This is a genomic window from Asticcacaulis sp. MM231 (assembly GCF_964186625.1).
In the GTDB taxonomy this organism is placed as follows: Bacteria; Pseudomonadota; Alphaproteobacteria; order Caulobacterales; family Caulobacteraceae; genus Asticcacaulis.
Map to the genome: position 1 here is coordinate 286,392 of NZ_OZ075108.1, position 20,438 is coordinate 306,829.

Here is a 20,438-nt window from a genome sequence, read left to right on the forward strand (position 1 = left end):
CTTTCCTTCACTCAATCTCGACCAGAACGGCCTTATCGGCCACTTGATCACCGGTCGCTGCATGAACAGCCCGCACCAAGCCCGCCTTAGGCGCCTTCATAGTGTGTTCGATCTTCATGGCGCCGAGGATCAGAAGCTTTTGGCCCTTCTCGACCGTCTCTCCAGCTGTTACGAACACATCGAGCAGCTTGCCGGGCATCGGTGCCTTGATGTCGCCGGAAGCGATCATTTCTTCGCCGGCCTCGGCTTTCAAATTCAATGGCGCGCGCGATGGCAGATTGAGTATCCAGCCGGTGATATCGTTCCATGGCGAGGTCGGATCGGCCGGTGATGGCGCCATCTCGCTGTCGGCCCAGGGCGCTAGCAGGCGTTCCTGATGACGGGCGATAAAGCCGGTGTCGATCTCGGCCGCCGCGAAGGCTTCATCGGATACCACACGGCGCAGAAAGCCGAGATTGGTCGCCAGTCCACGCAATTTTGTCTCGATCAGCGCCTCACGCATACGGCTCAGGGCCTGCTTGCGGTCCTTGCCATGGACGATGATCTTGGCAATCATCGGGTCATAAAACACGCTGACCTCATCGCCCTGTTCAACCGCGGATTCGATGCGGGCCGATGGCGGAAACTCCAGTCGTTCCAGCGTGCCGGTCGCCGGTAAAAAGTCGTTCTGCGGATCTTCAGCATAGAGCCGCGCCTCGATGGCATGGCCGGTGATCGTCAGGTCTTCTTGCGTCTTGGGCAGGGGTTCGCCCGCCGCCACGCGCAACTGCCATTCGACCAGATCAAGCCCCGTGATCGCCTCGGTCACCGAATGCTCGACCTGAAGGCGAGTATTCATTTCCATGAAATAGAACGGCGCGCCTTCGATGCCCTTTGACACATCAACAATGAATTCGACCGTGCCGGCGCCGCGATACTGAATGGCCTGTGCCGCTTTGACCGCCGCCTGTCCCATGGCCTGCCGCATGGCGTCCGGCAGGTTGGGCGCCGGGGCTTCCTCGATCACCTTCTGGTGGCGGCGTTGTAGCGAGCAATCGCGCTCGAACAGGTGCACCACGTTGCCGTGTTCGTCGGCGAACAACTGGATCTCGATATGGCGCGGCACCTCCAGATATTTCTCGATCAGCACCATGGGATCACCAAACGCCGCCTGACCTTCGCGTTGTGCCGAAAGCAGCGCATCGACAAAATCCACTGCCGCATCGACGCGCCGCATCCCCTTGCCGCCGCCGCCAGCTACCGCCTTGATCAACACGGGATAGTCGATCCGCGCAGCCTCTTTGGCAAGATGATCCGTGTCCTGATCATTGTCATGATAGCCGGGCGTCACGGGTACGCCCGCTGCCGTCATCAGGGCCTTGGCCGCGCCTTTCAGCGCCATGGCGCGGATGGCGTCGGGACGCGGGCCGATAAAGGTCAGCCCCGCCGCCTCGCATGCTTCGGCGAAATCAGCGTTTTCCGACAGGAAACCATAGCCGGGATGGATAGCTTCGGCGCCGGTTTCCAGCGCCACCGCCATGATCCGATCGCCGCGCAGATAGCTGTCGCTAGCCGCCGCCGGGCCAATCAGCACGGCGTGGTCGGCCTCGCGCACGAAGGCGGCGCGGGCGTCAGCCTCGGAATAGACCGCGACCGTCTGCACATTCATCCGCTTACAGGTGCGGATGATGCGGCGGGCGATTTCTCCGCGATTGGCGATCAGGATCTTTTTGAACATCAAGAGGTCCAGTTGGGTTTGCGCTTAGCTAAAAACGCGCTGATGCCTTCGCGGCCTTCGTCGGAGGCGCGCCGCGTGGCGATGCGGTGGGAGGTCATATCTGCCTTGTCATCCATTCTGGTGATGTCGCTGATCAGGTCCTTGGCGTCGGGGATGGCTTCCGGACCACCTGCGAGCAAGGCCTCCACCACCTTGGCACCCTCCGCTTCCAGGGCGCTGGACACTTCGTGGATCAGACCGATGCGCAGGGCTTCTGCGGCGGAAAAGCGCTCACCGGTTAGCATATAGCGTCGCGCCGCCGATTGACCGATCTTGGCGATGACAAAGGGGGAAATCACCGCAGGAATCAGCCCCAGCCGCACTTCCGTCAGGCCGAACATCGTTTCCGGCTGGGCGATGACGATATCGCAGCAGGCAATCAGCCCGATGCCGCCGCCAAAGGCCGCGCTCTGCACCAGACCGATCACCGGCTTGGGGCAGGTATTGAGCGTATCGAACATCTTCGCCATCCCCTGGGCATCCTCGCGGTTGGCGTATTCGTCCTGCTCAGCGCCGCGCTGCATCCAGTTAAGGTCGGCGCCGGCGGAGAAACTGGCGCCATTGCCGGCCAGCACGATAACGCGCACGCCGTCTTGCTTGCCCAGATCGGTGAAGGCGTCGGTCAGTTCGCCGATCATGCCTTCATTGAAAGCGTTATGAACGGCGGGGCGGTTGAGGGTGACGCGGACCACGCCACGTTCGTCGGCGTCTACGGTGATATCCTGCATGGTGGTTTCCTTGTTGGTTACATCCTGAAGACACCAAAGGTGGTGGGTGCGATGGGCGCATTCAATGCGGCGGATAGTCCCAGGCCCAAAATGCGACGGGTATCGGCTGGATCGATGACGCCATCGTCCCACAGGCGCGCGGAGGCGTAATAGGGGTGACCCTGCGCTTCGTAGGTGTCGCGGATCGGGGTCTTGAAGGCGGCTTCATCCTCGGCGCTCCACTGACCGCCTTTAGCTTCGATACCGTCGCGTTTGACGGTGGCCAGCACATTGGCCGCCTGTTCGCCACCCATGACCGAGATACGCGCATTGGGCCACATCCACAGAAAGCGCGGATCGTAGGCGCGCCCGCACATGCCGTAATTACCGGCGCCGTAGCTCCCGCCGATAATGACGGTGAATTTCGGCACATTGGCGCAGGCGACGGCGGTCACCATCTTGGCGCCATGGCGGGCGATGCCTTCGTTCTCATAGTGCCGGCCCACCATGAAGCCGTTGATATTTTGCAGAAAAATCAACGGAATGCCGCGCTGACAACACAGTTCTATAAAATGAGAACCTTTCAGCGCGCTCTCGGAAAACAGCACGCCATTGTTGGCGACAATCCCGACAGGATAACCGTAAAGATGCGCAAAACCGCAGACCAGGGTTTCGCCGTAAAGCTTTTTGAATTCGTCGAATTCGGAGCCATCGACCAGCCGCGCGATCACCTCACGCACATCATAGGGCTGGCGGCTATCGGCGGGAATGATGCCATAAAGCGTCTCAGCGTCATACACAGGTTCGACCACAGGCCTTGTCGCCAGATCGACCTTTTTTGTCCGGTTGAGGTGGCTGACGATACGGCGGGTAATGGCGAGCGCATCGGCATCATTGGCGGCCAGGTGATCGACCACACCGGAAATCCGCGCATGGACGTCGCCGCCGCCTAGGTCTTCCGAAGTCACGATCTCACCTGTGGCGGCTTTCACCAGCGGCGGGCCGGCCAGAAAGATCGTGCCCTGCTTTTGCACGATGACCAACTCATCCGACATGGCCGGCACATAGGCGCCGCCGGCGGTGCAGGAGCCCATGACCACGGCGATCTGGGGGATGCCCCTGGCGGACATCTGCGCCTGATTGAAGAAGATGCGGCCGAAATCGTCCTTGTCCGGAAACACCTCGTCCTGATTGGGCAGGTTGGCGCCGCCGGAATCGACCATGTAGACGCACGGCAGGTTGTTGGTCTGGGCGATTTCCTGCGCGCGCAGGTGCTTCTTGACGGTGAGGGGGTAGTAGGTGCCGCCTTTTACAGTGGCGTCGTTGCAGACAATGACGCATTCCTGGCCGTTGATGCGGCCGATGCCGGTGATCAGGCCGGCCGCTGGCACCACGTCGTCATAAACCTTGTGGGCCGCCATCGCTGACAGTTCAAGGAAGGGCGAACCGGGATCGAGCAGGCCATTAATCCGGTCGCGTGGCAGCAGCTTGCCGCGCTGCGTGTGCTTGTCACGCGCTGCCGGCGAACCGCCAAGCGCGATCTGTGCGGATATTTGGCGCAGATCATCGACCATAGCCATCATGGCGGCGGCGTTGGCGATGAAGGCGTCTGACGCCGTATCGATCTCGCTTTTGAAAACACTCATAAGCCCTGCTTGTGTAAACTCCATGCGAAAATACGCCCTTTTCATGAATTGGAAAAATTGATAATAACTATTCTAATCATAGAAAGTATTTATCAATGGAACTGTACTTGCTGCGCTATTTTCTGGCCGTGGTCGAGACCGGCAGTTTCACCAAGGCGGCGGGCGCCTGCCTGATCACCCAGCCAACGCTGTCGGCGGGTATCAAGCGGCTGGAAGACCAGATCGGCGTCGCGCTTTTTATCCGCAACAACAAGCGGGTATCGCTGACCACGGCCGGTGCGCGTTTCCTGCCCCGCGCCAAGGCGATCCTGCACGAGGTCAATATGGCGTCGGCCGAGATTGCCCAGACAGATCAGGCCGATGTGCTGCGTCTGGGTGTGTTGCAAACCTTGCCATCGGCCTTGGTGGCCCGCCTGCTGGTCGGCTTTGCCGCCGCTCACCCCGGTATCCGTTTCGACCTGTTCGACGGCACCGAACAGGAACTGCTCAATCGTCTTGATGAGCGAGGCATCGACTTCGCGCTATCCCTGCGCCGTGTTGAGGATGACACCAGCCTTGCCTTGTTCGAGGAAGGCTATCAACTGGCCCTGTCGCGCCAGCATCGTCTGGCCGCAGAGCGCATCATTCGCGGTGAGGATCTGGCCAATGAGTCGATGATCGTGCGCTCGCGCTGCGAGGTGCTGTCGGAGACCAGCCGCCATTTCACCGATCGCAATGTCCGGCCGCCGCTGGTTTATCGCACGGCGCAGGATGAACGCGCGCTCAGCATGGTGGGGGCGGGCGTCGGCATCACCGTTATGCCGGAGAGCTACACGGCACCCGATGTGGTGCGCATCCCGATGAAGGGCTTCAATCCCCGCCGCACTGTGGCGCTTTTCCTGCCACGCTTCAGTTTACCGCAGCGCCTGAAGGACACAGCGGAGGCCTTTACAGGGTTTACAAGGCCGTTTTACCGGCGAGGCTAGGGCTATTCATCCGCGATGATGATGGCCGGGTTCTCCGGTAGCGGAAAATCGAACAGTCCGAAGTCGAGCGCTTTTTGCGGACGCGCCGCCAGCAGCGGGCTCTGCGACAGGGCCGCAATCTCTTCCGGCGTCAGGTCTTTGCCATTGGCTTTCTTGCGCAAATGCCGCGCCTGGCCGACCGGCGCGAGGCCCGCCGCCTTAACCTGCGCCACGGTCATGATCTTCCAGTAGCTGAGCGACAATTGCCACACGGTGGCTATCGGGGCTTTGGCTTTCGGCCAGCGCTCGCCTTCGCTGAACACGGGTTTTATCGCCTTGGGCTTGCCCCGCAGCGCATCGCGCGGTCGGCAGACCAGGGTGCAGAAACGGTCCTCAGCCGCAGGTGTAAAGGCGTGATCCTTTCGGTCGTCCTCAACAAGGCCCTTGTAAGCGTTCAGCGCTTCATCGCGACTCTCATACAGCGGGCCCACAGCCTGGGTCACAAAGGTGACGCGTGCTTCGGCCCGCGCTTCGGCTTCTTTCTCGCGCACAGCGCGCTGCGGCCACGACTCTTTATGACCCGCCTTGAGGAAGGCGAGCATATCATAGGCATCCGAAGCTATGGGGTAGGCGATAAGCGACATAGGTTGTTCACGTTTTGATCCGAGCGGCAGATTAGACCGTAATATCCCTTTGTGGCAAATTTTTCGTTAGGGCCTCGTCGCTTTTTGAGATTTACGCGCCGGGACGCACCTGCGTCAGGACCACGGGCGTCTTTTCGCCCTTAGTATCGAGCATATAGCCGCGCCACACCTGATCGACGTCCTTGTGCAGGTTCAGAATGGTGGGGGAACGCGCACCGCCGACGAAATAGTTCACTTCGAGATCGCGGCCGGTCAGGGTGATGTCTGACACAAAGCCCGAGTTGTTCATGCCGAAGCCGGCCAGCATGGAGCGCCACGCGCCTTCGAGACGGCCGCTGACCATGTTCTCGCTGCGCAGTTCCAGCCCGACCAGCTTGCGGCCATCGGCGGCGGTGACGACCCACGAGCCCTCCATGTTGCCGATCTGATTTTCCTTAGAGGCATAGGCCTGGAAGATGCCGGAATCGTAGGTCAGTTCCTGCGAATTTTTCGGGCCTTCGTAGTCGCGGCGATAGGCGTCGACGCCCACACCGCCGCCAGTCGCCGGCGCAACAGGGCCGTTGCCTTTAGCCGTGGTTGTTGGCCGATAGGGTTGCGGGCTATCGGGCAGGTCTTGCGCCAGCAAGGCGGCGGAAAGGATCAGGGAGGTAATCACCAGGGGTACACTCGCTACTGTGGAGAGGGGGATGCATCAGCTTAAGGCTATGCGCCTGCATCTTAAGAATTCATTCACCTCATCAGGGAAACACAGGATTTTGTCGAAGCTGCGACGTCATGCCTTAAAGATTAAGTCACATCTCTGTGAAACCCTGAAAGTGCTACCAGATGTGCGGATGCGAAGCGTTCGCGCAACCCTGTGGCAAAAAAGCGGTTTCTCTATAGAAAGCTTGATTGACAGCACCGTTTCAGGGTCTAAAAGACCCGCAAGTGTAACCGTACCCGGCTGCGTTTCCGCGCGCCGTACAAGACATGGGTTTAAGGCCGCATCATATGTCTCAGACGCCCTCACAGCTTCCCCGCCGTCCGCTTTCGCCGCATTTGCAGATCTGGCGCTGGCACATCACCATGTTCAGCTCGATCATGCACCGCGTCACCGGCTCTGCCTCGGTGGCCGGGGCCATCCTGATCGCCGCCTGGCTGGTGGCGCTCGCCATGGGACGCGAAGCCTATACCTGCTTCATGACGCTGGCCTCATCGCCTCTGGGTCTTCTGGTCTGGTTCGGCCTGTCACTGGCCGGCTTCGTCCACTTGACCGGCGGTCTGCGCCACCTGATCTGGGACACCGGCACCGGCTTCGAGCCGAAGAAGGCCGACCAGATCGCCTTGTGGACCATGATCCTCGGCGTCGTTCTCACCCTCGCCTTCTGGGCGGTTCTTTTCGCTACCGGTAAGGTGATCCTCTGATGAGCGACAATCGTGACGTCGGCGCCAAGAGCGTCAAATCCTGGAAAAAATCCGACCACCACGGCGCCGGCGAATGGCTGGCCGAACGTGGCACCTCGCTGGTCCTGATCCCGCTGACCCTTTGGGCGGCCTATGCGGCCTATTCGATTGCCGGCGGCGGTTTCGATGCCGCTATCGCCTTCGCCCGCGCGCCGCTGAATGCCGGCCTGATCGCGCTTACCATGCTGATCTCGGTCTGGCACATGTATATGGGCGTCAAGGTCATCATCGATGACTATCTGCAGGGCGGCCTGCGCGGCTTTTCCATCTTCCTTACCTTTCTCCTGAGTGCGGCTCTCGTTCTTGCCACCGGCTACGCGCTCTTTGTTCTGCATCAGGGGGCGTAAGCTCATGTCTGCCAAGAAGCCTTACAACATCATCTATCACGACTATGACGTGGTCGTGGTCGGCGCCGGTGGTTCCGGTCTGCGTGCCGCGCTCGGCGCCGGTCAGGCCGGTCTGAAAACCGCCTGCATAACCAAGGTCTTCCCGACCCGCTCGCACACCGTGGCCGCCCAGGGTGGCGTCGCCGCGTCGCTCGGCAATATGGGCGAAGACAAGTGGGAATGGCACATGTACGACACCGTCAAGGGGTCGGACTGGCTTGGCGATCAGGACGCCATCGAATATCTCGTGCGTAACGCCCCCAAGGCCGTTTACGAGCTGGAACACTGGGGCGTGCCCTTCTCGCGCACCGAGGATGGCAAGATCTACCAACGCCCCTTCGGCGGCATGACCAAGAACTTCGGCGAAGGCCCGGTGCAGCGCACCTGCGCCGCTGCCGACCGCACCGGTCACGCCATGCTGCACACCCTCTATGGCCAGTCCCTGCGCAATGACGTCGAGTTCTTTATCGAGCACTTTGCCCTCGACCTGATCATGGACGACGGCGTTTGCCGCGGCGTTACCACCTGGCAGCTCGACAACGGCGACATCCACGTGTTCCGCGCCCATCTCGTCATTCTGGCGACCGGCGGTTATGGCCGCGCCTATTTCTCGGCCACCTCGGCCCACACCTGCACCGGTGACGGCAACGCTATGGTGCTGCGCGCCGGCCTGCCTTTGCAGGACATGGAGTTCGTGCAGTTCCACCCGACCGGCATCTATGGTTCGGGGTGCCTGATTACCGAAGGCGCGCGCGGCGAGGGCGGTTACCTGACCAACTCGGCCGGTGAACGCTTCATGGAGCGCTACGCTCCCTCGGCGAAAGACCTGGCTTCGCGTGACGTCGTGTCGCGCTCGATGACCATGGAAATCCGCGAAGGTCGTGGCGTCGGTCCGAAGAAGGACCACATCTTCCTCCACCTTGATCACCTGCCGCCGGAAATCCTGCACAAGCGTCTGCCGGGCATCTCGGAAAGCGCCAAGATTTTCGCCGGCGTTGATGTGACCAAGGAGCCGATCCCGGTTATCCCGACCGTCCACTACAATATGGGCGGTATCCCGACCAATTATCACGGCGAAGTCCTGACCAAGGTCGGCGACAATGCCGATACGGTCGTGCCCGGCCTGATGGCCGTCGGCGAAGCGGCCTGCGTCTCGGTGCATGGCGCCAACCGCCTCGGCTCCAACTCGCTGATCGACCTCGTCGTCTTCGGCCGCGCCGCTGGCCTGCGCTCGAAAGAGCTGGTCAAGCCGAACACGCCGCACAAGGAATTGGCGCCGAGCGTCGTCCAGAAGCACCTCGATCGCCTTGATACGTTCCGCTACGCTGACGGCAAGACGCCGGTTGCCAAGCTGCGTCTCGACATGCAGATCGCCATGCAGCAGGACGCCGCCGTCTTCCGCACCGGCGAGACCTTGCAGCAGGGCGTGTCGCGCCTCGACGCCATCCATACGGCGTCCAACGATCTCGGTATCAAGGATCGTGGCATCATCTGGAACACTGACCTGATCGAAGCGCTGGAATATGACAACCTGATCAATCAGGCGGTGGTGACGGTCAATTCGGCCGCTAACCGAGAGGAAAGCCGTGGCGCTCACGCTCGTGAGGACTTCCCGAACCGTAATGACGAGGTCTGGATGAAGCACAGCCTGATGTGGATCGACACCCAGTCCGGCCAGGTGAAGGCCGATTTCCGCCCGGTCCACACCTACACCATGACGAACGATATCGCCTATATCCAGCCTAAAGCGCGTGTGTACTAGGAGCGTATGACAGATGGTTGAACTGACCCTTCCCCGCAACTCGAAAGTCAAGGCCGGCAAACGCTACAAGGCCGCCAAGAAGACCAAGACGACGCGCACCTACAAGATCTATCGCTTCGATCCGGATTCGGGTGAAAATCCACGCTGGGACACCTACGAGGTCGACTCGGCCGATCACGGCCCGATGCTGCTCAACTCGCTGATCCACATCAAGAACAACGTCGATTCGACCCTGGCGTTCCGCCGCTCATGCCGCGAAGGCATCTGCGGCTCCTGCGCCATGAATATCGGCGGTCGCAACACCCTGGCCTGCACCAAGGGCCACGACGAGTTCAAGGGCGACATCACCATCGCGCCCCTGCCGCACATGCCGGTGGTGAAAGACCTGATCCCCGATCTGTCGGGCTTCTACAACCAGTACGCCTCGATCGAGCCGTGGCTGGAATCGAAGACCCCCGATCCGGAACAGGAACGCCTGCAAACGCCGGCGAACCGTGACAAGCTCGACGGCCTTTATGAGTGCATTCTGTGCGCCTGCTGCTCGACCTCGTGCCCCAGCTACTGGTGGAACCAGGACAAGTACCTTGGGCCCGCAGCCCTGCTGCAAGCCTATCGTTGGCTGGCGGATTCACGCGACGAGAACACCACGGCGCGTCTCGAAGCGCTGGAGGATCCCTTCAAGCTCTATCGCTGCCACACCATCATGAACTGCGCTCAGGTCTGCCCGAAGGGTCTTAACCCCGCCAAGGCGATCGCCGAGATCAAGAAGATGATGCCCGCGAAGTAATCGTGGGGGAAACCTTGTTTCCCCCGTGTGCCCCTTCCCATCAGGAAAAAATTTGCTAGAGACGGCTCGTCGCAAATTTTTGCTTTTTATTTTGCGAGCCGAAGCCTAGCTTCGGCTCTCCGCCTTTTAAAGTGACGCCCATGGCCAAGATCACCTATATCGAACACGACGGCAAAGAACACGTTATCGAGGTCAAGCCGGGCCAGAGCGTCATGGAAGGCGCGGTCAAGAACAACATCCCCGGCATCGATGCTGATTGCGGCGGCGCCTGCGCCTGCGCCACCTGCCATGTGTATGTCGATGATGCCTGGGCCGACAAGACCGGCAAGGCTTCGGTAATGGAAGAGTCGATGCTCGATTTCGCCAACGACCTCCAGCCGACATCGCGGCTGTCGTGCCAGATCATCGTTTCGGACGCCTTGGACGGCCTGATCGTCCGTATGCCGGAAAATCAGCACTAAGAATATGAACGCCGTTCAAGTTCTTTATTGAACAATGTTCACAATCTGATATCGTGACGTCCGGCAGTGCCTCCGCTGTCGCCCTGGACGCCTTTCAAGGAAACCACGATGTCCACTACATCCACCCCCGGCTATCCCCCGCAAAACCCAGCCCCGCGTCAGATCATCAGCCGCAGCAAGGGTACCAAGCTTCTGATCGTCTGTATCCTCGCCGTGCTCATGTCGGTGCCGGCGGGCTTTGTCTTCCTGTTGTTGCTTGACCGCACCCACCGCGCTGACGAGGTCACCCGCGAAATCGGCGGCCTGATGGGCGGCCCGCAAACCTTCCTGGGCCCGGTCATCACCGTGCCCTATGTTGCCCCGCCCAAGGTCGAGACCGACGCCAACGGCGTCAAGTCGGTGGTGCCCGCCCAGACCGGCAATCTGGTCGTCTTTCCAGTCACCGGCAAGGCTGTGGCCACCAGCAAGAGCGAGGTGCGCTCGCGCTCGCTATTTCGCGTGCCGGTCTATACCACCGACCTGCATTTCACCGCCCATTTCGATCTGACCCAGGTCAAGGCGCCCCCCGGCGCCATGCTCGACTGGAGCCGTGCCCAGTTGCTTTCCGGTGCGTCCGATTCACGCGGCGCGCGCAAGGACATCACCGCCACGGTCGACGGTCAGGCCATGACTCTGGCGCCGGCGGTCGAAGGCGCGCAAAGCCTCAGCACCGATAGCGGCAGCGGCAAGCTCGACCTGTTCTCGACGCCCCTGGCATCGCTCGATACCGCCAAGCCCTATGACGTCACCCTCGATATGAGCTTTACCGGCGCGCAAAAGATCGGCGTGCTGGCCTATGCCAAGTCGTCCGAGGTTACGCTTTCCGGTGACTGGAACACGCCGTCGTTCGGCGGCGGTTTCCTGCCGGCCACGCGCGCCTTTCGCCACGATCGGCAGACGCCGCTGGTCAAGGGCGAGGAAGACCTGAAATCGGGCTTCCGGGCCACCTGGTCTGTGCCTTTTGTGGCGCGCGGCCTGCCGGCGGTCATCAATCTCGATAGCCTGTCGTCACTCGGCAAGTCGGAACTGTCGGTCGCCTTTGTCGAGAACACCAATCCCTATAAGAATGTCGGCCGTTCGCTGAAATACGCCCTGCTGTTCGTTGGTCTCGTCTTCCTGACCTATTTCGTTTTTGAGAGCACCTCGAAGCGCGAACTGCACCCGGCGCAATATATCCTGATTGGCCTGACGCAGATCACCTTCTATTTGTTGCTGCTGTCGCTGGCCGAGCGCATCGGCTTCGATCTCGCCTTTCTTGCCGCGGCCATCGCCACGGTGGGGCTGATATCGAGCTATGCCGGCATGGTGTTCAAAAGCCGGTTACGTGGTTTTGCCGCCCTGATTATCTTTTCCTTGTTGTACGGAATGATCTATACGCTGATGCGGATGGAAGATTACGCGCTGCTGATCGGCGCCGTGGCGGCCTTCGTGGTCATCGCCACCGTGATGATCTTGACGCGAAATATAAACTGGTACGGCAAGGAAACCGAGACTGCGTAAGGAACTAAAAGCCTTTTTTGAAGACTTTATTCCACCGTCCACGCGAATAGATGCCCGTCAGCGCATCCTTATCGTGGGCGGTGTTTTCCTTGGCATAGCTCTTACCGCCCTGATTTGCGGCCTGTTCGAGCGCGATCTGCATCTCAAATGGTGGCTGATGGCTCCGCTCGGCGCCTCGGCCGCGCAGGTCTTCGCTGTGCCGGGTTCGCCGATGTCGCAGCCCTGGCCGATTATCGGCGGGCATGCCCTGTCGGCCCTGGCCGGTCTGATCGCTTTTCATGAGTTTGGCCATACGGCGCTTGGCGCCGGTACGGCTGTCGCCCTGGCGGTCCTGCTGATGGTCAGCTTGCGTGCCCTGCATCCCTCCGGTGGCGGCACCGCCCTGTTCGTGGTCATCGCCCAGACAACCGACTGGTCGTTCATTCTGTTCCCGGTGACGGTCAACGCCGCTGTTCTGGTTATCGTCGCCATCGCCTACCATCATCTGACCGGCGTCAAATATCCGCAGCGTCAGATTGTCAGCGCCACACCACACCTGCTGGCCCTGCATCGCTTCGATCCGTCCGATCTTGAGGCCGCCCTGCTGGGCTATAATCAGGCGCTCGATATCAGCCGCGAAGACGTTGAAAAGCTGATCGAACAAACCGAGATGCAGGCCTATATGCGCCTTGCCCGCAAGATGACCTGCGGCCAGATCATGGTGGCTAAGCTGCGCACGATCGCGCCGAATACACCGCTCAGTTTCGCCGAGGCCACCATGGTGCGCCACGATATCAAGGCCCTGCCGGTGGTTGACAGCCGCCGTAAACTGATGGGATTGCTGCGACTGGACGATACGCTCAAGTCCGAACCCTCATTGCCGGCGGGTCAGGTTATGCGCCAGACCTATGCGCGCGTAAAGCCCGGGGATTCTGCCACCGAATTGCTGCCGATACTGGCCAAAGGTGATCGTCGCCACGTTATGGTGGTTGATGACGAGGGCCGGCTCGAAGGCATGGTCAGCAAGTCTGACCTGATGCGCGCCCTGTTCCATGCCGGATAGACCGGTTAAGCGACGCTGGAGACCGTATCGTCGCTGCGATCGATCACGTTCAGTGTTTTCGTGTCTGCTTGAGGCTCAGCCGCGACAGGTTCGGATTTCCCCGCATCGGCCTGACCCGGCAGGTGAATTTTGAAGCTGGCGCCCTCGTTGGGTTCGGATTCCAGCGTGATCCAGCCCTCATGCAGTTCGACCAGCGCCTTGACCAGCGCCAGGCCTAGGCCCGGACCTCCGCGTTCACGGCCGATATAACGGTCAAAAATATGCGCCTGCACATGATAGGGGATGCCGCGACCGGTATAGGCCACTTCCAGCACCAGATTGTCGCCGTCCTTTTTCGCGTTCAGCATAACCGCGCCGCCGCTGGTGGCGTTACGAATCGCGTTGCCCAGCAGATGTTCGAGGCATTGGCCGAGGCGCTTGGCATCGACGCGCACCATGCCGGTCTCGACCACGCCGGTGTAATCGAACTTGACGCCGCGGGCCTTGAACACATCGGTGAGCCGCAGACCAACCTCGGCCACGATATCGAGCAGGCGGACATCGGCGCGCGAGATCGACATCTCGCCGGCATCGATCTGAGCCATATCAAGCACGTCATCGATCGAACGCGCCAGTTCCTGCGCCGCGCTCTGGATCGAATTCGAGGAAGGCCTTCTGCTTCGGATTGGTATCGGCCGAAGTCACCTGCGCCTGCAACAGTTCGGCATAGCCGACGATGGTGGTCAGCGGCGTGCGCAGTTCGTAGGAGACATTGGCAACGAAATCACGCTTCAACCGAACCAACTCGTTCAGGGCCTCATCGCGCGCCTCGATGGCCTTTTCAAGCTGGCGCGTGGCGGTGATATCGGAGAAGGCCACCAGCGTCGCGCCATCCGGCAGGGGCTGGGTGCGCCATTGCGCCAGGCGGCCATCGGAGATCTTGATCTCGCCGATTTGCGGCGCACGCGCCAGCGGATCGGTATCGGTGACGCGGGCCTTAAGCTCGGCCCAGAAGCCGCGATCATGAACCAACGGCAGGCACAGTTCGGCCAGATCGGCGAAGTCCATCACCGTAGTGATATCTTCAGGCTGCAAGGCCCAGAACTTGTCAAACGCCAGATTACGCAGGCGGAGGCGACCATCGCTGCCATAGACCGACACGGCGTCGTTAAGCTGGTCGAGCGTCGATTTCTGTACCTGAATAAGCGCATTGAACTGCGCCTTGAGCTTCAGTTCGCCGGTCTTGTCGGAGAACAGGATCAGCAGGCCGCCCAGCGGATGCGGCTGGCGCACAACACGCAAGGAGCGGCCATCGGGCAGGCTCCACATTTCATCGTCGGCCGTATGGGTCAGCCCGTAAAATTCCAGTTCGCGCGTCTTGAAGGCGCTGTAATCACCGGTTTCCGGCGAGCGGCGCTTCTGGCGCAGGCGATCGAGCCATTCGCCGTGCGTCGGACGCTCATCGAGCCAGGCGGCTTCCAGATCCCACAGCTTCTCGAACGCCCGGTTGCGGAACATCAACTGCTTTTCCGGCCCGAAGATTGCCACGGCGTCTTCCAGCGTATCGAGCGTTTCGTCGTGTGCCTTGGCGTGGCGCTTGAGCGCTTCACGGCTTTCCTCGGCCTCGGTGACATCGACCGCGTAGGCGCAGGCATAGGCATCGTTGAGCGGCTCGGCGATGACCTGAAAGGCGCGGCGCTGACCGCCGACTGTCAGCCAGCGGAAGCCTTCGCGGCGCGTCTTCTGCTCCATCGCTTCCATGACCAGGGCATCGGCATTGCGGTCAAGCGACAGGTTATTCTTGATGGCCTCGTCAAGGCTTGAGGCCTCGGCGGCCTTCAGCCAGGCGGCATTGACCCAGACGATGCGGCCATCACGCGCGCAGATCCAGCAAGGTGCAGGCAAATGCTCGGCCATCTGCGCGAACGGACCGGACGACAGCGAGGCCTTGGCGCCGGCAATCGCCAGCCGGATCCAGGCGGTGGCGCCCGACGATTTGCCCTCAATGATCAAGGTCATGCCGGCGAGCGTGGCGGCGCTGATACCGGCGATCTTGTTAGGCGGGGTTTCGGCGAAAACCTCGAAACGGCACCACTTGCCTTCGGAAATCAGTTCCTTGAGGCCCAGTCCGGCTTCTGCGGAGGTTTCGCCCAGCGCCTGGACCACCTGCGGTGCTATATCGGCACTGCTGTTGAGTTTGAGGCCGAGCGCTTCGGCGCAGAGGCGCAGGGTGTCTTCGCCCCAGACCAACCGCACCGTATCGCCTTCAACCGCCAGAAAGGCCTCGTCAAAGGCCGTGGTTGCGGCGTCGAGCTCGCGCAACATGCTTTCTTTGACGGTGAGGTCGGCTTTCAGCGTATCGCGGGCCTTGGAGAAGCGCATACGGTTGCGCAAGGCCAGCCACGTGGTGGACAGGGCCAAGGCCAATCCGCCCGCTGCGGCGGTATAGGCAATGGAGGCTATGGCCATGGTTTATCCGAACGAATCACTTAAGTTGCTACTATAGAGTAAGTTGATTCGCCTGTAAAAAGCGGTAAAGGCAAACTTAACCGCAATTCTTTTGGGCGGCGCAGGCATGGTTTTTTTCATGCCGCTGGTGGTCATGAGGAGGCGCTCAGCGCCTTATTTGCTGGTGTAACCCCATTTATACCCCCAATTTGCCATCAGGGCCGTGGACGCGGAGGTACAGTTGCGGACACTTCAGATGTAACCGGAGCAAATTCCCGTGCAGTTGGGGTTGGCAGGGACTTGGGTTTGTGATTTAAGCTTTGGATGTCTCGCACTCCTGAATCGGATGATGGTTTATCGCTTGCCGGGTTACGGCAGGTTGTTTCGACGCTCGTGGCGCAAGTTGAGCGGCTTCATGCAGAGGTTTCGGCGCAGTCGCAGATCATCGAAGATCAGTCTCGGACGATTGAAGACCTGAAGCTTGCGGTTTCGGTTCGCGATGTGAAGATCTCTGAACAAGCCGACGAGATCGCCCGCCTGAAGGGTCTGCCGCCGCGTCCGAAGTTTCCAGGCAAACCGTCAGGGATGGAAAAGGCGTCTTCGAAGCTTTTTGGGGGCAAGGGTAAGGGGGGCAAGCCTGGTCGCGGATCGAAACGTGACAAGCTGACGGTAACGGCAGCGGTCAAGCTGAAGGCTTCAGACGTGCCGACGGGGTCGCGTTTCAGGGGTTATGAAGACGTGACGGTCCAGGACCTGCACATTGAGACAGCGGTGATCCGCTATCGTCGCGAGCGTTGGGAAACACCTGATGGCAAGCGGATTGTCGCCGACATTCCGGCGGGTGTGATGGGAGGCTTTGGGCCGCAGGTGCGCCAGTTCATTTTGGCCGCCCATTATCAGGGCCAGGTGACGAGCGAGCGCCTGGTGTCGCTGTTGAACGGCATGGGGCTTGATATCTCGAAGCGCCAGGTGGTCCGCTTTCTGAACGAGGGTCTCGATGATCTGATCATGGAAGACCAGGAGGTCTTTAAGACGGGCCTTGAGACGGCGTCATGGATCAGTGTGGATGATACGGGTGCGCGTCATAATCGCCATGACGCCTACCCCTTCAAGTTACCGGAGTTCATCAAATATCTTAGCCTGACTGTAGCCGCTACTTTTACGCTGGTATGGATTTGCATCGGAAAGCCGTCAAATAGTTCACGCTCGACTCTATCGAACGCCTGCCCAAATTGACTTTCGATTTCCTGAAAAACAATATTGGTTAGTGTGGGACCAAGGCCTGCCTCCTTGGCTGTTTCCTGAAAATGGTAGCCCCGTATTCCAAGTATGTCGTAGTGACGGCTGTTGCCGACTGACATTGCCAGCTTGTAGTGTTTGTGTGGTATCTGTTTGTAATCGAAACTGGGCTGTGCCGTCAGCACATCGTAAAATGGCGTCAGCGAATATCTGGCACCCGGCTTCAGGAAAATGCTAAAATTTTTAGCGTGTCCATCGGTAGCGCCAATCAGCCAAAAAAGTATCTGAGATTTGAAAAACGCTTGCTGGTCTTTCTGTGGATTATCGCCGTCGCGTAGAATTCGGACGATATCAGTTATCTTTGGACCGCCGTGACTTTGATATTTCTGGCTCGGAGCTACGGATAGCGCTTGGCAGAAGTCTTCTTGTGGTAGCCTGAGCAGTCGACCATCTTTGGTCCAGCGCCGGTCGAATCTTTCTACTACAAGAACTTTTCTGTTTCCAAAGTTTGTGATGCTCGCTTTGTTTACGGTCAAACCGAAGGCTTCCATGAGCTTTAGGCAGTAGTACTCGTTTTCAACACTGTTAGACAGGTCGATCGTGCCAGTACTATTTTCAATCGTACCGATCTGCGGTTTGAGAATATGTGTTGTAGGTGTTGTTCCCAGCGGTTTCTTCCAACGATTTTCGTGCCATAGCAGGGCTGTTTTTTCTTGGGCACCTGCAACCGAGATTCGAAATCCTTCTTCTGCATCGAGTCCAAGAGGGGCGCGCGCAAGATTGGCTAAGATTCCTTCGATATCGCTTTCTGAAACGTTTTCGCCTTCTATGACCTGTACTTGATCGGTCGTTTGGTCCTCGGGCAAGAATTGCAGGGCACCAACACAGTCACGTCCAATTTTGGACAGAAGGCTGTAAGAGTTGATGCCTTCTGCGCCTACACGTTCCGCAACACGTCTACGGATATTGTCTCGATCTGGAAGTAAGTTTTCAAAAACTGCCTGAACGCTACTACCTCTATAGGCGCGCTCGTCCAGTGGAAGGGATAAAGATACGGGTAGCGCATAGTCCTTGGCAAGCCATGTAGGGTCATAACGAAACGTCGTCGCACCACTCGGCTCCTTTTCGAGTTGGCCGATAGATTGGTTGTTCAGAAATACGTTGAGAGGAACGTGTGACGGGCGACGAGCCATTAGAATATGTCCTCGATATCCTGGTTGTCGCGCGTTCTAGCTGTAATCATAATTTCCAGGTCTAGGGCGGCAAGGATATCTAACAGCGTTGCTAGTTTTGTGCCTTCCTGTCCAGTTTCGACCTCCGAAACTGTAGCTTGTCGGACGCCCGCTAGGCCTGCGAGCTCGCATTGCGTCATGTTCTTTGATTCGCGATGGCGCCGTAGGACCGAGCCGATTTGTTTCGGGGATCTAGCGAGTTGTTTCATAACGGTCTCCATGAACGCTTTATACGCCTCCGCGTATAAAGCGTCAATATGCGGTGCGGCGTATAGTTTTGGTATATACGCTCTTGCGTATAAACCGACAATATACGCCACGACGCATAAATAAAATTCATACGGTGTCGCGTATGTGGAGTGCGTTTGCCCGAAAAGGTAACGGATTAAACTGCAATAAGAGCCGCCGACTTCTCTCCGTAATTAACGCCTCGGCTGGGGCCTATATCGCCGCAGTCGGGCGCAATATGGTCAAGGGTGTTCGACACGCCAAACCGCTACACCATCAACAAATGTCCGCGCGCATCTAGGTACCCATTCGCCCAAGGCCACAGGGGGTATGATTATTTCTTTTTGTAGAACAGTTCAGTTTTCTTACGTTGCTCGACGTAATGCTCCCGATTGTCTTTCAGAGCCTCGATCAGGTAGTCGATCCCATCTGTGTGCGAAATCCGATTTGATCCCGGCCACTGTTCCGATTTGATGTCGGCCGGCATTCCGATTTGAAGTCGGCCACCGTACCGATTTGAAGCCGGCCGGGTGTGAAGTAATATTGCACCGTAATATCCCTAACTCTCAGGCGCGTTTTGTTGGGTCAGCCACCGAGGCATAACTGTCTCCATGATCAATCATGGGGATACCGGAATGCCTGCGAAGAGAGAGCTGACGATGAAGCAATTACGGCAGATTTTGCGGCTGACGCATGACGGAACGAGTGCGCGCGAGATCGCACGACGACTGGGCAGCGCGCGAAGTACGATCCAGGACAGTCTGAAGCGTGCAAGGGCGGCGGGGCTATCATGGCCTCTGCCCGCTGAGTTGACGGACAGCCTGCTTGAGAAGCAACTTTACGCCTGCAGCAGTGGATTCCAAGGCGCCCGGCGACGGCCCGAAGCCGACTGGCAGGCGCTGGTCAAGGAGATGAAGCGTCCGGGTGTCCATCTGATGATGCTTTGGGAAGAATACCGTGAGATCCATCAGGATGGATACAGTTATAGCCGTTTTTGCGATCTGTACCGTGCCTTCGAGATGCGTCTGTCGCCGGTCATGCGGCAGGATCATGTGGCGGGCGATAAAGTCTTCGTCGACTATTCAGGTAAGAAGCTCGGCATTGTTGACCGCCTGACCGGAGAGATCCGTTTAGCCGAGATCTTTGTCGGCGTTCTTGGGGCGTCAAACTACACCTATGCCGAGGCCACCTGGACACAAACCCTGCCAGACTGGATCGGCGCACACGTGCGGATGCTCAACGTGTTCCAGGGCTCGCCGAGACTAGTTGTGCCGGACAATCTCAAGTCAGGCGTCAACAAGGCCTCGTTCTACGACCCCGAGATCAACCGAACCTACGGGATGATGGCGGCCCACTATAATATGGGTGTCCTTCCAGCCAGGCCCTATAAACCAAAGGATAAGTCGAAGGTCGAGGCTGGGGTTCGCTTTGCCCAGTCTTACATTTTAGGGCGCCTGCGCAATCAAACCTTCTTCTCTCTGGCCGAGGCCAATGAAGCCATTGCGGAGATAATGGCGCGAATGAATGGGCGCATCATGCGCAAGATCGGGCAAAGCCGCCTGGAGCTGTTCGAGGCCGTAGAAAGGCCCGCTTTGGCCCAGCTGCCCGCGACGGACTACGAGTTTGCTGAGTGGAAGCTGGCGCGGGTTTCTCTGGATTATCACATCGAGCTGGCGGGCTTCTTTTACTCAGTTCCCCATAAACTGATCCGGGAACAGGTCGATACCCGCCTAACAGCTCGGATGGTTGAGATCTTCCACCGGGGCAAACAGGTTGCTGTCCATGAGCGGCGGTACAATGGCCGGTCACATGGTACAAATCCGGACCATATGCCCAGCTCCCATCGCAGTTATGCGGAATGGTCACCCGAACGGTTCAGCCACTGGGCTTTGTCCATCGGTCGCGAGACCGAAGGGCTCATCGTCGCCATTCTGGCCCGCCACCGTCATCCCGAGCACGGCTACCGAACCTGCCTTGGGGTCATGAACATGTTCAAAAAACTTGAACCGGCGCGGGCAGAACGGGTGGCTTCCAAGGCCGTTGCCATAGGGGCCTTCAATTACAAAAGCATCGCCTCGATCATCGAACACAGGCTGGATGCCACCGGCACGGATGACGGACCAGAATTCATCCTGACCCATCCCAATCTGCGGGGGCCGCAGTACTTCCTTCAGTAAAAACAAAGGACATAGATT

At 59.1% G+C, this 20,438-nt stretch carries 18 protein-coding genes; 9 read left to right on the forward strand and 9 right to left on the reverse strand.

The genetic code is table 11. The features are described 5' to 3' along the window. Positions 1–7 precede the first annotated feature (7 nt). From ABQ278_RS01350 to ABQ278_RS01360, 3 genes are read right to left on the reverse strand one after another with little or no spacing between them, the layout of a single operon-like run. Positions 8–1,717, reverse strand: a complete 1,710-nt coding sequence (locus ABQ278_RS01350) for an acetyl/propionyl/methylcrotonyl-CoA carboxylase subunit alpha (protein ID WP_349320857.1) — start codon at positions 1,715–1,717, stop codon at positions 8–10. Then, positions 1,717–2,484 (reverse strand): enoyl-CoA hydratase-related protein, encoded by a 768-nt coding sequence (locus tag ABQ278_RS01355; protein ID WP_349320858.1) that lies wholly within the window; start codon positions 2,482–2,484, stop codon positions 1,717–1,719. The genes ABQ278_RS01350 and ABQ278_RS01355 overlap by 1 nt, the downstream gene beginning before the upstream one ends. Positions 2,485–2,501: 17 nt before the next feature. Then, complete coding sequence (locus ABQ278_RS01360) at positions 2,502–4,046, reverse strand: carboxyl transferase domain-containing protein (RefSeq protein ID WP_349322193.1); 1,545 nt, start codon at positions 4,044–4,046, stop codon at positions 2,502–2,504. A gap of 170 nt (positions 4,047–4,216) precedes the next feature. Here ABQ278_RS01360 and ABQ278_RS01365 point away from each other — a divergent pair, with 170 nt between their 5' ends. Then, positions 4,217–5,074 (forward strand): LysR family transcriptional regulator, encoded by an 858-nt coding sequence (locus ABQ278_RS01365; RefSeq protein WP_349320859.1) that lies wholly within the window; start codon positions 4,217–4,219, stop codon positions 5,072–5,074. Positions 5,075–5,076: 2 nt separating this feature from the next. On the opposite strand, the gene ABQ278_RS01370 is transcribed toward ABQ278_RS01365, so the two are convergent. Both ABQ278_RS01370 and ABQ278_RS01375 read right to left on the reverse strand, forming a co-directional pair. Continuing rightward, entirely contained in the window at positions 5,077–5,697 is a 621-nt protein-coding gene (locus tag ABQ278_RS01370; protein WP_349320860.1) for a hypothetical protein, read from the reverse strand. A 91-nt stretch (positions 5,698–5,788) separates the two neighbouring features. After that, positions 5,789–6,352, reverse strand: coding sequence for a hypothetical protein (locus ABQ278_RS01375; RefSeq protein ID WP_349320861.1), 564 nt, complete (start codon positions 6,350–6,352; stop codon positions 5,789–5,791). Positions 6,353–6,687: 335 nt separating this feature from the next. On the opposite strand from ABQ278_RS01375, the gene sdhC reads away from it, so the two are divergent. The 7 genes from sdhC to ABQ278_RS01410 all read left to right on the forward strand — a co-directional run bounded on the left by sdhC (position 6,688) and on the right by ABQ278_RS01410 (position 13,117). Continuing rightward, complete coding sequence (gene sdhC / locus ABQ278_RS01380) at positions 6,688–7,101, forward strand: succinate dehydrogenase, cytochrome b556 subunit (RefSeq protein WP_349320862.1); 414 nt, start codon at positions 6,688–6,690, stop codon at positions 7,099–7,101. Further along, positions 7,101–7,487, forward strand: coding sequence for a succinate dehydrogenase, hydrophobic membrane anchor protein (gene sdhD / locus ABQ278_RS01385; protein WP_349320863.1), 387 nt, complete (start codon positions 7,101–7,103; stop codon positions 7,485–7,487). Before sdhC ends, sdhD begins: the two co-directional genes overlap by 1 nt. Before the next feature lie 4 nt (positions 7,488–7,491). Next, positions 7,492–9,288: a succinate dehydrogenase flavoprotein subunit gene (sdhA, locus tag ABQ278_RS01390; protein WP_349320864.1), complete on the forward strand. Its 1,797-nt coding sequence runs from the start codon at positions 7,492–7,494 to the stop codon at positions 9,286–9,288. Between the two features lie 13 nt (positions 9,289–9,301). Continuing rightward, a complete protein-coding gene (locus ABQ278_RS01395) occupies positions 9,302–10,075 on the forward strand; it encodes a succinate dehydrogenase iron-sulfur subunit (RefSeq protein ID WP_349320865.1) in 774 nt (257 codons plus the stop codon). A 140-nt stretch (positions 10,076–10,215) separates the two neighbouring features. Next, positions 10,216–10,536: a 2Fe-2S iron-sulfur cluster-binding protein gene (locus ABQ278_RS01400; RefSeq protein ID WP_349320866.1), complete on the forward strand. Its 321-nt coding sequence runs from the start codon at positions 10,216–10,218 to the stop codon at positions 10,534–10,536. Positions 10,537–10,644: 108 nt separating this feature from the next. Beyond that, positions 10,645–12,075 (forward strand): cell envelope integrity protein CreD, encoded by a 1,431-nt coding sequence (gene creD / locus ABQ278_RS01405; protein WP_349320867.1) that lies wholly within the window; start codon positions 10,645–10,647, stop codon positions 12,073–12,075. 73 nt (positions 12,076–12,148) lie between these two features. After that, the gene (locus ABQ278_RS01410; RefSeq protein WP_349320868.1) at positions 12,149–13,117 is read left to right on the forward strand and encodes an HPP family protein; all 969 of its coding nucleotides are present in this window, start codon (positions 12,149–12,151) and stop codon (positions 13,115–13,117) included. Between the two features lie 5 nt (positions 13,118–13,122). Here the strand turns inward: ABQ278_RS01410 and ABQ278_RS01415 are convergent, their stop codons facing one another. The 4 genes from ABQ278_RS01415 to ABQ278_RS01430 all read right to left on the reverse strand — a co-directional run bounded on the left by ABQ278_RS01415 (position 13,123) and on the right by ABQ278_RS01430 (position 18,224). Continuing rightward, the gene (locus ABQ278_RS01415) at positions 13,123–13,701 is read right to left on the reverse strand and encodes a HAMP domain-containing sensor histidine kinase (RefSeq protein WP_349320869.1); all 579 of its coding nucleotides are present in this window, start codon (positions 13,699–13,701) and stop codon (positions 13,123–13,125) included. 10 nt (positions 13,702–13,711) lie between these two features. Further along, positions 13,712–15,565, reverse strand: a complete 1,854-nt coding sequence (locus ABQ278_RS01420) for a PAS-domain containing protein (protein ID WP_349320870.1) — start codon at positions 15,563–15,565, stop codon at positions 13,712–13,714. 1,079 nt (positions 15,566–16,644) lie between these two features. Then, positions 16,645–17,976: a type II toxin-antitoxin system HipA family toxin gene (locus ABQ278_RS01425; RefSeq protein ID WP_349320871.1), complete on the reverse strand. Its 1,332-nt coding sequence runs from the start codon at positions 17,974–17,976 to the stop codon at positions 16,645–16,647. Next, a complete protein-coding gene (locus tag ABQ278_RS01430) occupies positions 17,976–18,224 on the reverse strand; it encodes a helix-turn-helix domain-containing protein (protein ID WP_349320872.1) in 249 nt (82 codons plus the stop codon). Before ABQ278_RS01430 ends, ABQ278_RS01425 begins: the two co-directional genes overlap by 1 nt. Before the next feature lie 630 nt (positions 18,225–18,854). On the opposite strand from ABQ278_RS01430, the gene istA reads away from it, so the two are divergent. Beyond that, positions 18,855–20,420 carry an IS21 family transposase gene (gene istA / locus ABQ278_RS01435; RefSeq protein ID WP_349320873.1) on the forward strand — a complete coding sequence of 522 codons (1,566 nt, stop codon included), beginning with the start codon at positions 18,855–18,857 and terminating at the stop codon, positions 20,418–20,420. Positions 20,421–20,438: the final 18 nt, after the last annotated feature.